At 54.1% G+C, this 19970-nt stretch carries 17 protein-coding genes, 6 tRNA genes and 1 other RNA gene; 17 read left to right on the plus strand and 7 right to left on the minus strand.

Annotation, left to right across the window (positions count from 1 at the left end; all coding sequences use genetic code 11):
* Positions 1-100 precede the first annotated feature (100 nt).
* Positions 101-1090 (plus strand): L-glyceraldehyde 3-phosphate reductase, encoded by a 990-nt coding sequence (mgrA, locus tag ACJ8IP_RS09235; protein WP_198793273.1) that lies wholly within the window; start codon positions 101-103, stop codon positions 1088-1090.
* On the opposite strand, the gene ACJ8IP_RS09240 is transcribed toward mgrA, so the two are convergent.
* A complete protein-coding gene (locus tag ACJ8IP_RS09240; protein ID WP_127897177.1) occupies positions 1082-1315 on the minus strand; it encodes a hypothetical protein in 234 nt (77 codons plus the stop codon). The genes mgrA and ACJ8IP_RS09240 overlap by 9 nt on opposite strands.
* On the opposite strand from ACJ8IP_RS09240, the gene ACJ8IP_RS09245 reads away from it, so the two are divergent.
* The gene (locus ACJ8IP_RS09245) at positions 1314-1724 is read left to right on the plus strand and encodes a DUF2502 domain-containing protein (RefSeq protein WP_197752176.1); all 411 of its coding nucleotides are present in this window, start codon (positions 1314-1316) and stop codon (positions 1722-1724) included. The genes ACJ8IP_RS09240 and ACJ8IP_RS09245 overlap by 2 nt on opposite strands.
* Before the next feature lie 41 nt (positions 1725-1765).
* Here the strand turns inward: ACJ8IP_RS09245 and ACJ8IP_RS09250 are convergent, their stop codons facing one another.
* A complete protein-coding gene (locus tag ACJ8IP_RS09250) occupies positions 1766-3001 on the minus strand; it encodes an Nramp family divalent metal transporter (RefSeq protein WP_042785141.1) in 1236 nt (411 codons plus the stop codon).
* A 377-nt stretch (positions 3002-3378) separates the two neighbouring features.
* On the opposite strand from ACJ8IP_RS09250, the gene ACJ8IP_RS09255 reads away from it, so the two are divergent.
* Positions 3379-4566, plus strand: coding sequence for a NupC/NupG family nucleoside CNT transporter (locus ACJ8IP_RS09255; RefSeq protein WP_004936373.1), 1188 nt, complete (start codon positions 3379-3381; stop codon positions 4564-4566).
* 311 nt (positions 4567-4877) lie between these two features.
* Here ACJ8IP_RS09255 and ACJ8IP_RS09260 read toward each other — a convergent pair whose 3' ends face one another.
* The gene (locus ACJ8IP_RS09260) at positions 4878-5942 is read right to left on the minus strand and encodes a hypothetical protein (RefSeq protein ID WP_046896264.1); all 1065 of its coding nucleotides are present in this window, start codon (positions 5940-5942) and stop codon (positions 4878-4880) included.
* A gap of 472 nt (positions 5943-6414) precedes the next feature.
* Between ACJ8IP_RS09260 and ACJ8IP_RS09265 the strand changes: the two genes are divergently transcribed.
* The 4 genes from ACJ8IP_RS09265 (at position 6415) to ACJ8IP_RS09280 (ending at position 11277) form a co-directional block, all read left to right on the plus strand.
* On the plus strand, positions 6415-6951 hold the full coding sequence (locus tag ACJ8IP_RS09265; protein ID WP_049866699.1) for a fimbrial protein: 537 nt from the start codon (positions 6415-6417) through the stop codon (positions 6949-6951).
* Between the two features lie 69 nt (positions 6952-7020).
* Positions 7021-7701, plus strand: coding sequence for a fimbrial biogenesis chaperone (locus ACJ8IP_RS09270; protein ID WP_072628514.1), 681 nt, complete (start codon positions 7021-7023; stop codon positions 7699-7701).
* A 26-nt stretch (positions 7702-7727) separates the two neighbouring features.
* Positions 7728-10184 carry a fimbria/pilus outer membrane usher protein gene (locus tag ACJ8IP_RS09275; RefSeq protein WP_147838356.1) on the plus strand — a complete coding sequence of 819 codons (2457 nt, stop codon included), beginning with the start codon at positions 7728-7730 and terminating at the stop codon, positions 10182-10184.
* Between the two features lie 112 nt (positions 10185-10296).
* Positions 10297-11277, plus strand: a complete 981-nt coding sequence (locus ACJ8IP_RS09280; RefSeq protein WP_442524374.1) for a fimbrial protein — start codon at positions 10297-10299, stop codon at positions 11275-11277.
* Between the two features lie 157 nt (positions 11278-11434).
* On the opposite strand, the gene ACJ8IP_RS09285 is transcribed toward ACJ8IP_RS09280, so the two are convergent.
* A tRNA-Ala gene (locus tag ACJ8IP_RS09285) sits at positions 11435-11510 on the minus strand.
* 60 nt (positions 11511-11570) lie between these two features.
* Positions 11571-11646 (minus strand) — tRNA-Ala (locus ACJ8IP_RS09290).
* Positions 11647-11954: 308 nt separating this feature from the next.
* Here ACJ8IP_RS09290 and ACJ8IP_RS09295 point away from each other — a divergent pair.
* Complete coding sequence (locus ACJ8IP_RS09295) at positions 11955-12740, plus strand: formate/nitrite transporter family protein (protein ID WP_042785144.1); 786 nt, start codon at positions 11955-11957, stop codon at positions 12738-12740.
* A gap of 66 nt (positions 12741-12806) precedes the next feature.
* On the opposite strand, the gene gltX is transcribed toward ACJ8IP_RS09295, so the two are convergent.
* The gene (gene gltX / locus ACJ8IP_RS09300; protein ID WP_033643946.1) at positions 12807-14222 is read right to left on the minus strand and encodes a glutamate--tRNA ligase; all 1416 of its coding nucleotides are present in this window, start codon (positions 14220-14222) and stop codon (positions 12807-12809) included.
* A gap of 294 nt (positions 14223-14516) precedes the next feature.
* Here gltX and ACJ8IP_RS09305 point away from each other — a divergent pair.
* From ACJ8IP_RS09305 to ACJ8IP_RS09325, 5 genes are all read left to right on the plus strand, one after another.
* Positions 14517-14592 (plus strand) — tRNA-Val (locus ACJ8IP_RS09305).
* Between the two features lie 28 nt (positions 14593-14620).
* Positions 14621-14696: transfer RNA gene (locus ACJ8IP_RS09310), tRNA-Val, on the plus strand.
* A 38-nt stretch (positions 14697-14734) separates the two neighbouring features.
* A tRNA-Val gene (locus ACJ8IP_RS09315) sits at positions 14735-14810 on the plus strand.
* Positions 14811-14817: 7 nt separating this feature from the next.
* Positions 14818-14893 (plus strand) — tRNA-Lys (locus ACJ8IP_RS09320).
* A gap of 75 nt (positions 14894-14968) precedes the next feature.
* Positions 14969-15093, plus strand: a non-coding RNA gene (locus ACJ8IP_RS09325) — RtT sRNA.
* A gap of 84 nt (positions 15094-15177) precedes the next feature.
* On the opposite strand, the gene ACJ8IP_RS09330 is transcribed toward ACJ8IP_RS09325, so the two are convergent.
* Positions 15178-15588 (minus strand): GNAT family N-acetyltransferase, encoded by a 411-nt coding sequence (locus ACJ8IP_RS09330; protein ID WP_071883572.1) that lies wholly within the window; start codon positions 15586-15588, stop codon positions 15178-15180.
* A 216-nt stretch (positions 15589-15804) separates the two neighbouring features.
* Here ACJ8IP_RS09330 and fepB point away from each other — a divergent pair, with 216 nt between their 5' ends.
* The 4 genes from fepB to ACJ8IP_RS09350 all read left to right on the plus strand — a co-directional run bounded on the left by fepB (position 15805) and on the right by ACJ8IP_RS09350 (position 19948).
* Positions 15805-16812: a Fe2+-enterobactin ABC transporter substrate-binding protein gene (gene fepB / locus ACJ8IP_RS09335; protein WP_042785145.1), complete on the plus strand. Its 1008-nt coding sequence runs from the start codon at positions 15805-15807 to the stop codon at positions 16810-16812.
* A gap of 215 nt (positions 16813-17027) precedes the next feature.
* Positions 17028-18083 carry a Fe(3+)-siderophore ABC transporter permease gene (gene fepD, locus ACJ8IP_RS09340; RefSeq protein WP_108681673.1) on the plus strand — a complete coding sequence of 352 codons (1056 nt, stop codon included), beginning with the start codon at positions 17028-17030 and terminating at the stop codon, positions 18081-18083.
* Positions 18083-19120, plus strand: a complete 1038-nt coding sequence (fepG, locus tag ACJ8IP_RS09345) for an iron-enterobactin ABC transporter permease (RefSeq protein ID WP_108681675.1) — start codon at positions 18083-18085, stop codon at positions 19118-19120. The genes fepD and fepG overlap by 1 nt, the downstream gene beginning before the upstream one ends.
* Before the next feature lie 21 nt (positions 19121-19141).
* On the plus strand, positions 19142-19948 hold the full coding sequence (locus ACJ8IP_RS09350) for an ABC transporter ATP-binding protein (RefSeq protein WP_004936408.1): 807 nt from the start codon (positions 19142-19144) through the stop codon (positions 19946-19948).
* Positions 19949-19970 lie beyond the last annotated feature (22 nt).

Genomic DNA, 19970 nt, shown 5'->3' on the forward strand with positions numbered 1-19970 from the left:
CCTGGCGTTACATGCCGGCCTTGTGATCGCCCCCTCGGCGGCACGCTGTGAAAACGCATACACTCAAAACACGCCACTTCTTCGCCGACAAAGGATCACAATGTCCTACTCAGCCTCCCCCTCGCGTTATCAAGATATGGAATACCGGCGCTGCGGCCGCAGCGGATTGAAGCTGCCCGCCGTCTCGCTCGGGCTATGGCACAACTTTGGCGACGCCACGCTGTACGACAACGCCCGCGACCTGATCCGCTGCGCCTTCGATCGCGGCATAACCCACTTCGATCTGGCCAACAACTACGGCCCGCCGCCCGGCGCCGCCGAGGAAAACTTTGGCCGCATTCTCAACGCCGATCTGCGGGCCTGGCGCGACGAGCTGATCGTCTCATCCAAAGCCGGTTACACCATGTGGCCCGGCCCCTACGGCGATTGGGGCTCGAAAAAGTACCTGGTCGCCAGCCTCGATCAGAGCCTCAGGCGCATGGGATTGGAGTATGTAGATATCTTTTATCACCATCGGCCGGACCCGGACACGCCGCTGGAAGAAACCATGGCGGCGCTGGATTTGTTGGTGCGCCAGGGCAAAACGCTGTATGTCGGTTTGTCCAACTACCCGGCCGAGCGCGCGCGCCAGGCGTTCGACATCCTGCAGCGGCTCGGTACGCCGTGCGTGATCCACCAGCCCAAGTATTCGATGTTTGAACGCGGGCCGGAGGCGGAATTGCTGGATACGCTGGCGGATCATGGCGTCGGCGCGATCGCCTTCTCCCCGCTGGCGGGCGGCCTGCTGACCGATCGTTATCTGCACGGCGTCCCGCAAGATTCCCGCGCCGCCAGCGGCAGCCGTTTCCTGCAGCCGGAACAGCTGACCGCCGACCGACTGGACAAGGTGCGCCGCCTCGATGCGCTGGCGCGGCAACGCGGGCAGAAGCTGTCGCAGATGGCGCTGGCCTGGGTGCTGCGCGGCGATCGCGTCACCTCGGTGCTGATCGGCGCCAGCAAGACTGCGCAGATAGAAGACGCGGTGGGCATGCTGGCCAATCGTCACTTCACTGAAGAAGAGCTTGCGCAGATCGAGAACATTTTATTGTAATCGCTTACAAATTCCGCCGCTCAGTTGAGCGGCGATGCCCCAGAAAAATCTCAAATCTCGACCTCCGGCGCCCTTTTCAGAGTGGCTCTCAGATTCAACCCCATGCGCCGGCGCTATGATGCCGATATTGCAGTAAAAATAACGATAAGGCCGTTTTTTAAACTGATGAACGCGCTTCATAAAGTGATCAACGGCCAGGCCGCGCAAGCGGAAAGGAGAAGTCATGTTTAAACCTCTGCTCTTGGCCGCCATCTTGGCGGCGACGGTACTGCCCGCCGCACAGCAGGCGCACGCCGAAGGGATCAGCATCGATCTGATGCCGGGCGTTTCATTGCGCATCGGCGATCAGGACAATCGCGGCCGTTACTGGGACGGTTACGACTGGCGCGATCGCGACTGGTGGCAAGGCCATCAGGGACGCTATCTCGGCGATCGCAGCCCGCGCGGCTATTACTGGGATGGCTATCGCTGGCGCGACCGCGACTACTGGCGCAAATATTACTACTCGCGCGACGGGCGCTATTACAAATGCGACCGTCATTGCGACAAGCATTACTGGAAGAAAGAGAAAAAACACCACCACGATCATGACCGCGATCGCTGGCGCCGCCACGGCGATGACGACCGCGATTAACAACAACGGGCCGGCGCAACGCCGGCCCGCACTGTTTTCGCCTACAGCACACTGCCGATCAGCAAGTAGCCATTCAACCCCACCACCACCAACACGATCAGCTTGCCCAGGTTTTGCACCACGGGGCCGTTAACCATCTCCCCCATCAGCGCCCGATTGCCGGTGAAAGCCAGCAGCGGCACCAGCGCCAGCGCAATGCCGAAGCTGAGCAGCACCTGGCTCAGCACCAGAATGCGCGTGGCGTCCACTCCCAGCATGATGACGATAAACGACGGCAGCATGGTCACCGCGCGGCGCAGCCACAGCGGGATATGGAAATGCACAAACCCTTGCATCACCACCTGCCCCGCCAGCGTGCCCACCACGGTGGAAGAAAGACCGGCGGCCACCAGGCTCAGGCCAAACACGGTGGCGGCGGCTTGCCCGAGCAGCGGTTGCAGCGTCAGATAGGCCACGTCAAGATCGGCGATGCCGCTGTGGCCGCTGAAATGAAACGCGGCGGCGGCAGTGGCCATCATCGCCAGGTTAACGAAACCGGCGATGGTCATGGCGACGGCGACGTCGACTTTGGTGGCGGCATAGCGCTCCGCCTTATCGTGCTCACCGCCAACTTGGGTGAGCGACGAATGCAGATAGATCACGTGCGGCATGATGGTGGCACCCAATACCCCGGCGGCCAGGAATACCGCGTCGCCGTTGGGCAAATCGGGCAACGCCATGCCTTTCAGCAGCGGCGCAAGCTGCGGCTGGGAAAACGCCAGCTCGACGATGTAAGCGGCGGCGACGAACAGCAGCAGGCCGCCGATCACCCATTCCAGCGGCTTTTGTCCACGCTTTTGCAGCATCAGAATTAAAAAGGTGGCGATGCCGGTCAGCACCGCGCCCTGCAACAAGGAGACGCCGAGCAGCAGCTTGAAGCCGATTGCCGCGCCGATGAATTCGGCCAGATCGGTCGCCATGGCGATAATCTCCGCCTGCACCCAATAGGCCCACACCGCCGGCCGCGGAAAGCGATCGCGAATATGCTCAGCCAGGTTTTTTCCGGTGGCGATCCCCAGCTTGGCGGACAACAGCTGGATCAGCATCGCCATCACGTTGGCCCAGACCACGACCCACAACAGGCTATAGCCGAACGAGGCGCCGGCCTGGATATTGGTGGCGAAGTTGCCGGGGTCGATGTAGCCGATAGCGGCGATGAAGGCGGGCCCCATCAGCGAGAGTTTGATTTTTCTGGCGGAGCGACCGGAGGTGGTTTCAACCACGCGACTGTTCAGCATATGTTGAACCCTTACTGAAATTACGTTTATCTCCACTCTATATAAATGATAATAATTATCAAGCGCATTTAGAGTGGTAAAACTTATCTCTGCAATAGCCAACATTAACGGTTTTATCGAAGGGTTCGACACCGTACTTGCCGATTTCCGTGCTTTTGGGTTGGGATTTTGGCTGCAATACCCCTGAAAGACAGGTTAGCACAAGAATACGAATTTCCTATGTCTGAGTTAACATCTTGATTTTTTATGCTTTTGCGCAACACTTTAGGAGAACTCCCACTATGATTTTCCATATTTGCAATAGAAGTCTCGTTTTTAAACGTAGCGTTACATAAAATGACAGCCGAAATTCAGCCTGCCTCAAATTTGGAGCAAACATGTCCCATATTGCGCACTTTGCGTTGGCGATAGTGGTGGTGGCGATCCTGGCCCTGTTGGTGTGCCGCGATCGCAAAAGCATCCGCATTCGCTATGTTATTCAATTATTGGTTATCGAAGTACTGCTGGCCTACTTTTTCCTGCATTCGGAAGCGGGTTTGGGCTTCGTAAAAGGATTCGCCGCGCTGTTTGACAAACTGCTCGGGTTTGCGGGACAAGGGACTGATTTCGTGTTCGGCGGCATGGGCGACAAAGGCCTGGCGTTCTTCTTCCTGAAGGTGCTGTGCCCGATCGTCTTCATTTCGGCGCTGATCGGTATTCTGCAGTACATCAAAGTGCTGCCTTTCATCATCCGCATTATCGGTACCGTGCTGTCGAAAGTGAACGGCATGGGCAAGCTGGAGTCGTTCAACGCCGTCAGCTCGCTGATCCTGGGCCAATCCGAAAACTTCATCGCCTACAAGGATATCCTGGGCAAGATGTCGGAAAAGCGCATGTACACCATGGCGGCGACCGCGATGTCTACGGTGTCCATGTCCATCGTCGGCGCCTACATGACCATGCTGGACGCCAAGTTCGTGGTGGCGGCGCTGGTACTGAACATGTTCAGCACCTTTATCGTGCTGTCGTTGGTCAACCCGTACGACACCAATAAAGAAGAAGAGCTGCACCTCGGCAACCTGCACGAAGGCCAGAGCTTCTTTGAAATGCTGGGCGAATACATCCTGGCCGGCTTCAAAGTAGCGATTATCGTCGCCGCGATGCTGATTGGTTTCATCGCCCTGATCGCCGCGCTTAACGGCGTGTTCAGCGCCATCTTCGGCCTGAGCTTCCAGGAAATCCTCGGCTACTTCTTCTATCCGTTCGCCTGGATCATGGGTATTCCTAAGCACGAAGCCCTGCAGGTCGGCAGCATCATGGCCACCAAGCTGGTTTCCAACGAATTCGTGGCAATGATGGAACTGCAGAAAGTCTCTGCCGAGCTGTCGCCGCGCAGCCTGGGGATCCTGTCGGTGTTCCTGGTGTCCTTCGCCAACTTCTCTTCCATCGGCATCGTGGCCGGTGCGATCAAGGGCCTGAACGAACACCAGGGCAACGTAGTGTCCCGCTTCGGTCTGAAGCTGGTCTACGGCTCTACCTTGGTCAGCATCCTGTCCGCTTCCATCGCGGGTCTGGTGTTGGGCTAAGCCTGAAATTTACAGCAATGATAAGGCGCCTGCAGGCGCCTTTTTTATTATTCTTCAGCCCTTAGTAACTCGTCCTATCCGCAAAGCGGAAGTCAATCTCAAAATCGGTTAGCGCCAAGCCATAACGCCGCTTATGCCGGTTTATATACAAAGGCAACACGTTGAAAGAATCGCTTCTCCCGTTAATTTAGAGCCTGCGCGTTCCCATATCGCAATGAGATAAACGCAATATCATTGCAATGGCGATGAGCACATCCTTTCGGCTATGGACAAGGCGTGTCTTTATTCTGAGTTGATTTTATGAAATAACGTTAGTTGAAGGAATTCGCTAACAGCGTTGTAATTTCCTCAGAAATAATTGGCGACGCGTTGTAATAAGAATCTACACTTTCAACAACCACGATTTTTTTATTATCCTCACTCGCCGTCCAACAGGGTACGACCGCCAAGGTTCCTTCCGCATAGGAAAAGGAAGAGATAATGGTAAACAATGATTCGGATATAATGTCCAACTTCCTGCGATCACAATAAGCATCAATATCTAAACTTCGCATCAGCAAGTCAGCGGATTGCGGGACATGCACATCAGCCCCCACTCTAATGACAGTCCCATCAACAGAAGGGACAACCCATAGATTGTACTCTTTTTCCGTTATCAGTATCGGCGAGAGAAGATTTCCCACGGAGTGGGAAAGATAATAATCTCTAAATACCCGATTCACGGCAGGGCAAACTTGATAAATTGAACTTATCTCATTGATCTTATAGCCATTTGTGAATTTTATAATAGTGTCATATATACGCTTGTTTTCATCAAAAAAAATCACACCACTTTCAATGCTGTTTAAGTCTCCAATGTTTTTGTTTCTAAAAACATTGACACTGGTAAAGAACGCCAGCTCATCCTGAAAGTAGGAAAAAATCTCTGCCGTGTTTAGCAGAATGGAGTCATAACTCACAAAAACAGATTTGTTTTTGCAGTTAATGAAAGAGGGAAAATTGATGGCCCCATCATCACCACAATTCTGCACCTCATAGGGCAAGTCATGCTGTTCGTAAAGGCGGGCAAGATGAGCGACTTCTGATCTTTCGATAATACGAATCATTTTCTCTTTTCTGCCAAACTCTCCGCTGGAGGACAGAATAAACTTTTCCCACATCCATTGTGACTGCGTGGAAAAACGGCTGAGGCGTTGATTATTCTCGTGAATGCGTCGCCACAGACAATGATTTCCAAAGGAGGTTTTAAAGTCATCATAATCACTGTCATCAAGGAAGAAATCGACGGAAATTCCTTTTCTGGCGCAAGCCAGGGCCGTCATTACCGCAGTTACCCCGCCGCCACCCACAATTGCGATATTTTTATTTTTTTTCATGGATAACCTCATCCAATAGTAACGAAACACTAACAATAGTTTCTTCAAGAAAACAACATCAATGTCAATAGATACAAACAGTCAACATTAATTAGCATATTAACTATCACGCGGTTAATCAGAATATAAAACTATTCACGTTGCTGAAATTTGAGATGAATTCGCAATCACTTAGCATAAAAAACCATATATGCAGAATTATACTCTAAAAATATCGATATTGGCGCACATTAAGACTGCTGATTTTTTTTTCATGTAGACTGAATTTCATTAACAAATCACACCCGCAAGGAGGTCTAGTGGCAGAATAAAAATCCAATAAAAAAACAAAAACAGGAATTTTATAAGAACTTAACATGTTAATGATGGCATCAATCACCTGAAAAGAGGGGGTTTATCACCCATTTACATATGATAGCGTGATGGTTGAAAATTTATAATTTACGCGCAGTTACTATACAAGGATATTTATATGAATAAGCATATGCAGAGATCCCTACTGCTTGCCGGCATTCCTTTGGCAATGTCCGTCATTGCCACAGCTACCGCAGCAGACGGCACCATAAACTTTACCGGTAATGTCACCGACCAAACCTGCACAGTTGAAGCAGGCAGTGCCAACCAAACCATTCCAATGGGCAACATCAGCGCTAAGGCATTCAAGACCGCTGGCGATACCGCTCTGCCGACAAAATTCAGCATTGCCTTAGCCGGCTGCCCTGAATCGGTAACAAAAGCGTCGGTAAAATTCGACGGCGCATACGCACAAGGCAATTCGACCTTGTTGTCACTCAATGCGGAGAAAGGCGTGGCCACGGGTCTTGGCGTAGCCATCTATGAGGCCGATGGCACCACACAAATTCCAATGGCTTCATTTTCTACAGCGCAGAGTGTGCAAAAAGATATCAGCAATGTCTTTACCTATGTCGCGAAATACATGGCGACATCAGACACCGTCACCGTCGGACCGGCGAATGCCACGACACAATTCAGCATCTCTTATAACTGATCATCTTAGTCTATCAGGTCAGCAAATATTGCCGGCCTGATAGCACGCGCCATCAAGGACGGCTTGCTTATGAAGCAGAGTAAATATTATTTGCTGGCAATATTATTTTTTTCATACGGCGCTTCGGCAAGCGTAACGCTAGGCGGTACTCGTATCGTATACGAAGAAAGTAAAAAAGAAGCGAACATTTCAGTCAGCAATCAAGATAAAAATAGCCCCGTACTTATTCAAACATGGGTGGAAAGTTTCTCACCTGACGATAAAAAAGAGGTTCCGTTTATTGTTACGCCCCCCTTATTTAGGTTGGAGGCAGAGCAAGAGAACATCCTTAGAATTATTTATTCCGGAGATAACCTGCCGCAGCATAAAGAATCAATATATTGGTTAAGTGTAAGATCGATACCATCAACCCAAAAATCAAAAGAGAACAAGTTACTCATTACCGTTCAAAACAGAATAAAAATATTTTACAGGCCTAAACATCTATCAAAAGATGAAGCCATTGACGCCTACAAAAAAATTCGTTTTTCACTGAAAGGAAAAACCTTAGAGGCAAAAAACCCAACGCCATTCCACGTCTCTTTTTACTCTGTAAGCATCGATGGTAAAGAAGTGAAAGAGGCCGACATGATTGCGCCGCAGAGCACCAAGAAGTGGTTATTGCCAAAAGAAATTCATGCTAAAGAAATACGATGGCAAGCGATCAATGATTATGGAGGAATAACTCAGGCGATAAGCGCACCATTATAGTAAGTTTGCAAGAGGAGGCAAAAAAGATGATAAGAAATAATACCACTCATAAAACATCGGTGTGGTTATTTTGTGTTCTTTCTTCACCTGCGGCTCTCGCTGAAGATTATTTTGACCCCTCGGCATTAAACAGGAATCATCAGACTATTGTTGACTTATCCAAATTTAATAACTCGAGTCATCAACTGCCGGGCGATTACTGGGTAGATATCTATGTGAACAACGTGTTTTTTGCCAATCAAAAAGTGTCTTTCTATCATGCAGAGGGCATTTTGCAACCCCGCATCCATCGCAGCGATCTCGATTCTTGGGGGGTTCGCATGGATAAAATAAAAACAGTCAATGACAGTGAATTGGCGGCATCCCCCATCAGTGAAATTATTCCTGGCAGCCAGGCGAAATTTGATTTTAACAAACAAAGATTGGATTTAAATATCCCACAGGCATACATTGAAAATCATCCCAGGGACTGGGTTAACCCCGCGCTTTGGGATGATGGCATCCGCGCCTTTTTGTTAGATTACAGTTTTAGTGGTACCGAGACGCGGAAAACGAAAAATAAAGATAATCAATACTTAAATTTGCGCAGCGGTTTCAACTATGATGCCTGGCGCTTTAGAAACTATGCCACCTACTCAAGCCAAAACAACGCCAAGTGGAAAAGTATTAACACCTATGCCGAACGCAGCTTTAGGGACAGTAAAAACACGCTGACCATTGGCGATAGTTCAACATCCGGCGACGTTTTTGACAGTTTTCAATTTCGCGGAGTGAAACTGGCAAGCGATCCGAGCATGTTGCCCGATAGCCAGAGAGGGTTTGCCCCGACGGTGAGAGGCATAGCGCAAAGCAATGCAGAGATCACTATAAAACAAAATGGCTATATGATTTATCAAACATATGTGCCTGCGGGGAGTTTTGAGATAACTGATATTTACCCTACCACTTCCAGCGGTGGGTTACAGGTGATCATAAAAGAAGCGGATGGTTCAGAAAGGAGTTTCTTTCAGCCTTTTTCCTCCGTTCCCATTATGCTCAGGGAGGACATGAAAAAAAATGAACTCACAATCGGAGAATATCGCTCTGCGCGGGACGATAGCCAAAATGCTAAGTTCCTGCAGTCATCCGTAATTTATGGTCTTAACGATGATAAAACACTCTATGGCGGTGCCATTATTTCAGAAAAACACCAGGGAATCTCTTTCGGCATTGGCAGCAGTCTGGGGTTGCTGGGCTCCCTCTCTACAGATGTCACGCATAGCAAAAGCCGGTTGGTCACCGGGCAGGATCGTAATGGGCAACAATATCGTATCCAGTATGCAAAAAATATTGAAACAACGGGTACCAACTTTACGCTGGCCGGCTATCAATACTCAACGTCAGGCTACTTAAGCTTTTCGCAACTAAATGATATGAATGCCAATCTTAAAAGAAAGTGGCTGACACGCGGCGTAAAAAGAAACAAGTTGGTTATCAATATTAATCAGCCCATACGAGACTTTGGCAGTTTATATATCAATGGTTACCAACAGAGCTATTGGCACAGCGACGCCGTTGAACGAAATGTTCTAATGGGATTCTCCACGAACCAATTTGGGGTTAGCTGCAATATTGGGTTCGGCTACAATAGCAGCCGCTATACGGACAGACCCGACAAGATCGCCACGCTCAATGTTCAGATCCCGCTGAACAAATGGCAATCAAACAGCTGGGTAAATTATACCTCAAGCAAGAGCAGCAAAGGAAAACTCAATCAACAACTGGGGTTAAGCGGAACCGCGCTGGAAAATAATCAGATCAGTTATAACGTTTCTGCATCCCAAAGCAGCAATCGCCCCGGCAACGCTGGCAACAGCTCTGTTTATTATCGCAGCAGATATGGCGAAATTGGCGCCGGATACAGCTTTGATAAAGATATGCAGCGAATAAACTACAGTCTGCGAGGCGGCGCCGTGGCTCATCGCAACGGCATTACATTGTCCCAATCGCTGGGTGACACTATTGCTTTAGTTGAGGTGCCGAATGCACGCGATGTTGAAGTCATCAACAGTACCGGCGTAACGACCGATTGGCGAGGTTACGCCGTGGTGCCCTATATCAGCAGCTATCATAAGAATCGAATTAATTTAAATCCGCAATCCTTTGATGACTCTGTTGAAATAGAAAAAAATAGCCAAACGGTCATCCCGACGAAAGGTGCGATTGTTGTTGCCAACTTTGCCTCTCAAATCGGCAATCGCATTATTTTTAACGTTGCCCACCAGAGTACAACGATTCCTTTCGGCGCCGTTGCGACATTGCTTACCGACCGAGGAAAGACGGGCATCGTCGGCAATAACAACACGGTTTATATGAGCGGCATGCCCGACTCAGGAACAATAGCGTTGAGCTGGGGAGCAGAAAGAGGTTGCCAGGGTAATTACAATATTGCCCCTAACACCCCTGCCTCAAGAATTAAGCGTATTAACTTGCAGTGTGAATAAGACAAACACGATAAACCACTATCGCTTGCCATATTAAATTTTAGAACATGGTAGCCAGTAACAAGCAGACTGATAAATCATCTGCGAGAGAACATCGCCAAAGGACATCAGCATGATGACATCAAGGCTAATCACAGCCGCACAGATCGCCAAAACCGTAAGCATTCTGGTCTTGTTATTTTCTTTTTCAGCCAAGGGAGACGGTGATTGCCGTGCAATATGGCACAATCCACTACGCATCGAGCAATCCGGCATTACCGTCCCGGCTGGCGCCCAAATAGGCGATCTTATCGGCCAGGGAGAATCTTACTTTTCAGTAAAATTACTGGAAAATAACACGGGCTTCTCCTTGGGTGAGCGTGGCGACTTGGTTATGCAGCCCTTCTCCGACCTGACTGCGACAGACTTAAAGTACAATGGCATCACTGTCTATCAAACGAGTTGGAAGGGCGTCGGCATTGCCATGTCGCTTAATGACAAACCGGGCCTCATCGAGTTCTATGGCCCCCGTGAGACGCCTGTCGGCTATATCCTGGGCGCTAACTTTAAACATTATCTGATCAAGACAGGCGATATACAGCCTGGCACCATGCCCTCGTTCGCGCCTTTCTTTTTCAACTATGCCTGCTTAAGAGCCTCAAATGCCAGGAGATTGGGTCACGTTTATTATCCTGCCGTCAATATTGCCGTCGAGGGCTGTCGCCTGAACACGCCGTCGAAACAGGTTATTTTAGACAAGGTTAATCGGCGGGTATTTTCCGGTCCCGGCAGCGTGGCCGGGAATACTCCCTTTAACATCGCTCTAGAGTGCAATGCCAACACAAAAGTTGATTTGGAAATACGCGGGGAAACGGTTAATGGCCATCATCAAGTCTTGGCGATTACGCCCTCCACAGAGTCCGCCACCGGCGTGGGCCTACAGATTCTGCACAACGGCGTTCCCTTTGAACTGGGTTCCGCAACCAACGTATTAAACGAAACATTAATAGGGATGAATGAAATCCCACTCAGTGTGCAATATTACCAAACTGAAGAGAAAATCACGCCGGGAGAAGTCAATGGCATCGCGCATTTCACCGTCTCATATCGCTGATTTTAGTATTGTTATGACGTGCCAAGACAAAAGCGGACGGAATAGTGGCAACGTCTAGCGAGGGTATCAAGGAAAAATTTTGCGTAAAAGTAGCGGACAAAGGCAGCTAAAAGGATATAAAGCAAAAAGCCGACCCTAAGGTCGGCTTTTCAAATGGTGGTGGAGCTAGACGGGATCGAACCGTCGACCTCTTGCATGCCATGCAAGCGCTCTCCCAGCTGAGCTATAGCCCCACAAAAGTGGTACGCGTTGACCGGCGTTATGGTATTCCCCAACCTCTCTGAGAAGAAGGTTGGTGGAGCTAGACGGGATCGAACCGTCGACCTCTTGCATGCCATGCAAGCGCTCTCCCAGCTGAGCTATAGCCCCGTTCCACAATCACTTTGTGCTGTGAACGGGGCGCATAATATGAAACCCGCTCAAAGCTGTCAACGGCTAAATTGAATTACTGAATCAAGCGTTGAAAAAGCCGCCAAATCAGCATCTTTGGCGCCAAAAAATCATCACTTTGCGCAGAGTTCATCCATTTTGCGCGCTACTTCTCAAAATGGCAAAAGACCCTGCATATCACGTTGATTTTTAATTAATGGAATGTTAGCGAAATGCGCTTGAGTCGGGCTCCCGAGCGGCATAGACTGCCCGCGCCATAAACTTTATTACTATAAACCGAGTCCGTCATGTCTTTGCATTCACCAAAAGAAATCGCCGCCCTCGCCGTTCAGGCCGGGGTAAACAAAAGCCGCGCTCCTCTCGCTAATCTGCTGATTCTGGGCTTTCTCGCCGGCGCCTTTATCGCCACCGGCTTCCTGCTGGATATTCACGTCATCGGCACACTGCCGGCCGAATGGGGCTCTTTCGGCGCGCTGTTGGGCGCCGCGGTCTTCCCTATCGGTTTGATCCTGACCATTCTGGCCGGCGGCGAACTGCTGACCGGCAACATGATGACCTTGCCAATGGCCTGGTTCGCCCGTGAAATTCCCGCCATCGCCGTGCTGCGCAACTGGTTTTGGGTCACCCTGGCCAACTTCGCCGGCAGCGTGGCCGTCGCCTACTTCTTCGGCCACCTGCTGGGCCTGACCGAAGGCGCGTTTTTACATAAGACGCTGGCGATCGCGCAGGCCAAAGTGGATGCGGACTTCCTGCACGCCTTCATTTCCGGCGTCGGCTGCAACTGGCTGGTATGCCTGGCGGTGTGGTTAGCCTTCGCCAGCAAAGATGTGCCGGGCAAAGTGATCGGCATGTGGTTCCCGGTCATGGCTTTTGTCGCCATCGGCTTCCAGCACGTGGTGGCGAATATGTTCATCATCCCGGCGGCCATCTTTGCCGGCGGCATGGGCTGGGAGCAGTATCTGCCTAATTTCGTCGCGGTATTTCTCGGCAATGCGCTGGGCGGCGCCGGCTTTGTCGGGTTGATGTATTTCCTCGCCTACCGTCCGGGTTTGCCGGCTAGCGAACAAGCCTGACAAAGCGCAATAAAAAAGCCCCGGGATCGCTCCACGGGGCTTTTTCTTTAAGGCGTATCAGCCTAATCAGGCTTGGGCTTCACGCTCGGCGATGTAAGCCAGCGCCATATCGATACGCTGCAGCGAACGCTTCTGGCCGATCGCATGCACGGTCACGTCCATGCCCGGCGACTGGCCGGCGCCGGTCACCGCGACACGCAGCGGCATGCCGACTTTACCCATGCCGACGCCCAGCTCATCCGCCGTGCCCTGAATGGCGTCGTGCACGTTTTCCGGCGTCCAGACGGTGATGGCGGCCAGCTTGGCGCGCACCGCTTCCAGCGGCTGACGCGCGACCGGACGCAGGTGCTTCTTGGCGGCGTCGGCGTCGAACTCGCTGAAGTCTTCGTAGAAGTAACGGCAAGACTCCGCCATCTCTTTCAGCGTCTTGCAGCGCTCGCCCAGCAGCTTGACGATGTCCTTCAGTTCCGGCCCGTTGCGGGTTTCAATGCCCAGTTGCTCAACGTGCCATGCCAGATGCACCGCCACTTCTTCCGCCGGCATATGGTTGATGTAGTGGTGGTTCAGCCACTGCAGCTTCTCGGTGTTGAACGCGCTGGCGGATTTGTTGATCGCTTCCAGCGTGAAGAACTCTTTCATCTCGTCGATGGAGAAGATCTCCTGATCGCCGTGGGACCAGCCCAGACGCACCAGGTAGTTCAGCAGCGCCTGCGGCAGATAGCCGTCGTCGCGGTACTGCATCACGCCCACGGCGCCGTGACGTTTGGACAGCTTTTTACCGTCGTCGCCGAGGATCATCGACACGTGCGCGTATTCCGGCACCGGCGCGCCCAGCGCTTTCAGAATGTTGATCTGGCGCGGGGTGTTGTTGATGTGGTCTTCGCCGCGGATCACGTGGGTGATTTCCATGTCCCAGTCATCGACAACGACGCAGAAGTTATAGGTTGGCGAACCGTCGGTGCGGCGGATGATCAGATCGTCCAGCTCCTGGTTGCTGAATTCGATCGGGCCGCGAATTTTATCGTCGAAGATCACCGACCCTTCCTGCGGGTTGCGGAAGCGCACCACGTGCGGCTCGTCGTCGGTGTGGCTGCACTGGCTGTCGCGGCAGTGGCCGTCGTAACGCGGCTTCTCGCCGTTTTCCATCTGCTTCTCGCGCAGCGCTTCCAGGCGTTCCTTGGAGCAATAGCATTTATAAGCGGTGCCCTGCTCCAGCATTTCGTCGATGACCGCGTTGTAGCGATCGAAACGCTTGGTCTGGAAGTACGGGCCTTCATCCCAATCCAGGTTCAACCAGTTCATGCCATCCATAATTGCGTCGATCGCGTCCTGGGTAGAGCGTTCCAGATCGGTATCTTCGATACGCAGAACGAACTCACCGCCCGCATGGCGGCTGAACAACCAGGAATAAAGTGCGGTACGCGCGCCGCCGACGTGAAGATAGCCGGTCGGGCTCGGTGCAAAACGGGTTTTGATTTTCATTGGGTTCACTGCCTTATTACGCAACGCGTGTCGGCGATGGCCGACGATTGCTCGGAATTGAAAAAAGAGTGGACGACATTGTATCACCACGCGCTAATTCCTCAACGCCGACACGATATTGCGCCGGTCGATTTCGCGCGTTTTGCGGCGAGTTTCGCATAGCATTGCGCAAAGAATCGACGCCGTTGGCGATAATTATCGCGCCCTGCCTAAATTTGCGGCGAACGATTGAAATCATTTTAAAAACCGTTGACTCACTTTGAACTATCCCTATAATGCGACTCCAACAAGACGGGGCGATTAGCTCAGTTGGTAGAGCATCTCCTTTACACGGAGGGGGTCGGCGGTTCGAGCCCGTCATCGCCCACCATCTTGTTGAGAAAAATGAGAACGAATGAGGGTGATTAGCTCAGTTGGTAGAGCATCTCCTTTACACGGAGGGGGTCGGCGGTTCGAGCCCGTCATCACCCACCATCATTCTCTCGTTTAGCAGTGCCTGGAAGTCCTGAAGTGGGTGATTAGCTCAGTTGGTAGAGCATCTCCTTTACACGGAGGGGGTCGGCGGTTCGAGCCCGTCATCACCCACCACTTCTGCGGGTCGTTAGCTCAGTTGGTAGAGCAGTTGACTTTTAATCAATTGGTCGCAGGTTCGAATCCTGCACGACCCACCAATTCAGAAAAAAGCGCCTTTTGGCGCTTTTTTCGTTTCTGCGCCATCTGAATCTGCTTTTATCTTCTTACTGACATGGCCCACTGAGTCGTGCGGGTGAGATCCTGCGTTCAGGTTCGAGCATCGCGCAGCGATACGACAACGCGCAGCGTTGCCCGCAGGGTGAGGCCACAGGCCGAATCAATCCTGCACGACCCACCAATTCAGAAAAAAGCGCCTTTTGGCGCTTTTTTCGTTTCTAAAGACCGTATTATACAGCCCTCTTTATCTCTCGTCAGTGAACGCTCATCCGCCATGGCCCTTTGTCAGATCAATTAAACCTGCAGCGGTAGGGCGAAAACCGCACCCGCAATAAAAACCGGTCAGATGGGGTTCGTAATCGACGTGCAGCCAGCTTGCTCCACGCATTTTTGCGATCGCTATCGCCGCTTGAACCAGCCCGGTCGCCACCCCCTGCCGTTGATAATGACGATGGACGCAGGTATCTAAAATAAACGCGTGCTTGCCACCGTCCCAAGCCACATTCACAAATCCAATCATCACATCTTCTGCGTAAGCGCCGATATGGGCCAAACTGCGGGATAATATCGCCGGCATGTCAGCCGGTAGCGGTTCTCCCCAAGCGGATAACCATAGCTCGTTCAACACAGGAAAAGCCGGATGAGGATCCGTTCGAAACTCAACATCCCGAACCATACGCCCCCTCTTAATCGATTAAGTTGAAACAGGAAACTTCTATCATCTCTCTATTATGGACAGGCCTCGTTAAAACTGCCTGCGGTTGCCTGGGAAACACGAGATACGAATGGTTATCATTTTGACGGCTTGAATGGTAAATTAGCGGGCAAACACTCCCCAGCGATCCGCACGCGGATTGATACGCCTTTGTGCAAGGAAAGAAAGAGCCCGCTCATGACCCTATCCTTACGTCAGCTGTTTATTGCATTCATCGCCACTTCCAGCCTGTTGCTCAGCGGCTGCGGCCCGGACGACAAGAGCGACGGGCAGAAACCGTCCGCCCCCGCTGCCGACAGCAGTTGGCCGCGCACCATCGATAGCGCCAAAGGGAAGTTCACGCTGGAAAAACCGCCGCAGCGCATCGTATCCACCAGCGTCACCATCACCGGCACGTTACTGGCTATCGACGCCCCGGTGGTCGCCAGCGCCGCCACCAGTCCAAATCCCCTGGTGGCCGATCAACAAGGCTTCTTTACCCAGTGGAGCGAAGTGGCCAAACAGCGCCACGTCGAACGGCTGTATCAGGTGGAACCCAATGCCGAAGCCGTTGCCGCCGCCGCGCCGGATTTGATCGTCGTCGCCGCGACCGGCGGTGATTCGGCGCTGAAACTGTACGATCAGCTGTCCGCCATTGCGCCGACGCTGGTGCTCGATTACGGCGACAAAAGCTGGCAACAGCTGGCCAGCGAGCTCGGTGAGATCACCGGTCACGAAGCCGGCGCCAAACAGGCGGAAGATCGTTTCGAGCAGCGCGTGGAACAAGTGAAGCAGGCGATTACCCTGCCGCCGCAGCCGACCACGCCGCTGGTGTATGCCGACAACGGCCGCGAAGCCATGCTGTGGACGCCGGGCTCCGCCCAAGGCAAGCTGCTGACCCAGCTCGGCTTCCAGCTGGCTACCCCGCCGGAAAGCGCCAAAGGCAACGCCAGCATGGGTAAACGCCATGACATCATCCAGATCTCCGGCGAAAAAATGGCCGAAGGCCTGAACGGCAAAACCCTGATCCTGTTCGCCACCAATGAGCGCAAAGTGCAAGAGGTGCTGGCCAACCCGTTCCTCAAACATCTGGAGCCGGTGGAACAGCGGCACGTCTACGCCGTCGGCAACGATACCTTCCGCCTCGATTACTACAGCGCCACCAACATGCTGAACCAAATCGAACGGCTGTTCAAAAAGCCCTGAATCACGCCGTCGGCAGGCCAGTCCCCTGCCGACGCTTTTCGCAAACGGGGCAACCATTCACATTCAATCAATTGAAATATCAATAGTTATTAACATCGTCCACGCGCCTTCGCCACCAACCGGCGGGTGCATGCGGGCGTAAACTCGTGTTACTATTGGCGCCCTTCACGAACGCAAATAACAATGAGAATAAAAATCATAAAGGAGTTACCGGTGTGAACGTACCCACTCCGACTGAGCGGACGCTTTCGTCCGCACCGCACGCAGCTTACGCCAGTGGCTTCAAACGCATCGCCGGGTTCGGTATCGGCTTGGCGTTGTTGTTGCTGTGCATCATTGCCAGCCTGATGCTGGGTTCCAAAGCCATCCCCTTCCATACTGTCTGGCTCAGCCTACAGGGCGCCGCGAGCGGCTCCGACAGCACCATCATTCTCAACGCCCGGGTGCCCCGTACGCTGGCGGGCATTTTGGCCGGCATGGCGCTCGGCGCCGCCGGCGCGCTGATTCAGGCGCTGACGCGCAATCCGCTGGCCGATCCCGGCGTGCTCGGCATCAACGCCGGCGCTAGCTTCGCCGTGGTCATCGGCATCATGTTTTTCGGCGCCGCCACCACCGAAAGCTATATGGCCTACGCCTTTGTCGGCGCCGCCGTCACCACCCTGCTGGTCTACCTGATCGGCACGCTGGCGGGCGGGCGCATCAACCCGGTGCGGCTGACGCTGGCCGGCGTGGCGATCGGCGCGGTGTTGCTCGGCATCACCACCGGGCTGTCGCTGATCGATCCGCAAACCTTCGACCAACTGCGCTTCTGGCAGGCCGGCACGCTGGATATCCGCACGCTGGCCACCCTGCCGGTGACCGCCCCCGCCATTTTGCTCGGCTGCCTGCTGACGCTGCTCATCGCCCGGCCGCTGAATACCATCGGCATGGGGGAAGATCTGGCTATCGCGCTCGGCGCGCGCGTAGTGCTGACTCAGGCGATCGCAGTGCTCGCCATTACGCTGCTGTGCGGCGCGGCGACCGCCACCGTCGGCCCGATCAGTTTCATCGGCCTGATGGTGCCGCATATCGCCCGCTGGTGGGTCGGCCCCGACCAACGCTGGATCCTGCCCTACTCCATGCTGCTGGCGCCGATTTTACTGCTGTGCGCCGACGTGGTCGGCCGCTTGCTGGCGGCCGGTGAGCTGCGGGTTTCCATCGTGGCGGCCTTCATCGGCGCGCCGGTGCTGATCTGGCTGGTGCGCCGCAAGAAAACGCTGGGGGGTCTGTGATGAGTCTGCCGCACACGCTGCATATCGGCCGCCCGGACGGCGTCATCAACGGGCGCCTGCCGCTGCGCCTGCTGCTGGTCAACCTTTCACTGTTGGCGCTGTGTCTGGCGATGGCCGTCGCCGCCCTGTGCTACGGCACGCTGCAACTTTCGCTGGAGCAGGTTTTTGCCGCGCTGACCGGCGAGGCGCCGAAAAACCTGGTCACCGTGGTCACCCAATGGCGCTTGCCGCGCATCGCCATGGCGCTGCTGTTAGGCGCCGCGCTCGGCATGAGCGGCGCCATCTTCCAGTCGATTATCCGCAACCCGCTCGGCAGCCCGGACGTGATTGGCTTTAACATGGGGGCTTACACCGGCGCGCTGATCGCCATCACCCTGTTCAACGGCGGCTATTACTACATCGCCGGCGGCGCGTTGGCCGGCGGCATTCTCGCCGCGCTGGCCATCTACCTGCTGGCCTGGCGGCAAGGCATCGCCGGCTTCCGGCTGATCATCGTCGGCATCGCCATCAGCGCGGTGCTGGTCTCCACCAATACCTGGCTGATCATCACCGCCTCGCTCGAGCGCGCCATGGACGCCGCCATGTGGCAAGCCGGCTCGCTCAACGGCATGACCTGGCAGAAAGCCCAGCCCGCCACGGCGTTTATCGTGCTGGCGGCCGCGGCCGCGCTGTTGATGGGCAAACGGCTGCAGCTGCTGGAAATGGGCGACGACACGGCGCGCGCGCTGGGCGTGAACGCCGAAGGCAGCCGGCTGTGGCTGATGCTGTTCGGCGTCACCCTCACCGCCGCCGTCACCGCCACCGCCGGGCCGATTTCCTTTATCGCGCTGGCGGCGCCGCAAATCGCCCGCCGCTTGGCCGGGCAATCCTCGGTCACCCTGACGTCTTCGGCGCTGATGGGCGCGGCGCTGCTGCTCGGCGCCGACGTGGTGTCCCAACATCTTTTCGCGCCGATCCAACTGCCGGTCGGGATCGTGACCGTCTGCATCGGCGGCCTGTACCTGATTTGGCTGCTCATCCGTGAGGCCCGCAGATAGATAATGAAGAGTGATAATGCCATGAGCCACCGCCTGCACGCCTCGCACCTGAAGCTGGGCTACGACAATAAAATCATCGCTGACGATCTGAGCGTGGCGATCCCCGACGGCGCCTTTACGGTGATCGTCGGGCCGAACGCCTGCGGCAAATCGACGCTGTTGCGCGCCCTGTGCCGCCTGCTGAAACCCAGCGCCGGCGAGGTGATGCTGGACGGCAAGAACATCAGCAGTTTCGCCACCAAGGCGCTGGCGCGCGAGCTTGGCCTGCTGCCGCAAACCTCGATCGCACCGGACAGCATCACCGTGGCGGACCTGGTGTCGCGCGGCCGCTATCCGCACCAGAGCCTGCTGAAACAGTGGACACAGGCCGACAAACAGGCGGTGGAAGCCGCCATGGCGGCCACCAACGTCAGCCAACTGGCGGATCGCAGCGTCGACGAGCTGTCCGGCGGGCAGCGTCAGCGCGTCTGGGTAGCGATGGCGTTGGCGCAGCAAACGCCGCTGCTGCTGCTGGATGAACCGACGACGTATCTGGACATCGCGCACCAGATCGAGCTGCTGGATCTGTTTCGCCAGCTCAACCGCGAGCGCGGTCAAACCCTGATCGCGGTGCTGCACGATCTCAACCACGCCTGCCGTTATGCCGATCACATCATCGCCATGCGCGACGGCAAGATCGTGGCGGAAGGGAAACCGGCGGAGATCATTACCGCCGAACTGGTGGAGCGGGTGTTCGGCATGCCGTGCATGATCATCGACGATCCGCTGTCCCACACGCCGCTGGTGATCCCGCGCGGCCGCTACCACTGCGACGCGCCGCAGGCATGAAAAAGGCCGGGTTATCCCGGCC

Origin of the sequence: Serratia sp. CY52157 (assembly GCF_052168495.1) — a bacterium.
Classification (GTDB): Bacteria; Pseudomonadota; Gammaproteobacteria; order Enterobacterales; family Enterobacteriaceae; genus Serratia; species Serratia ureilytica.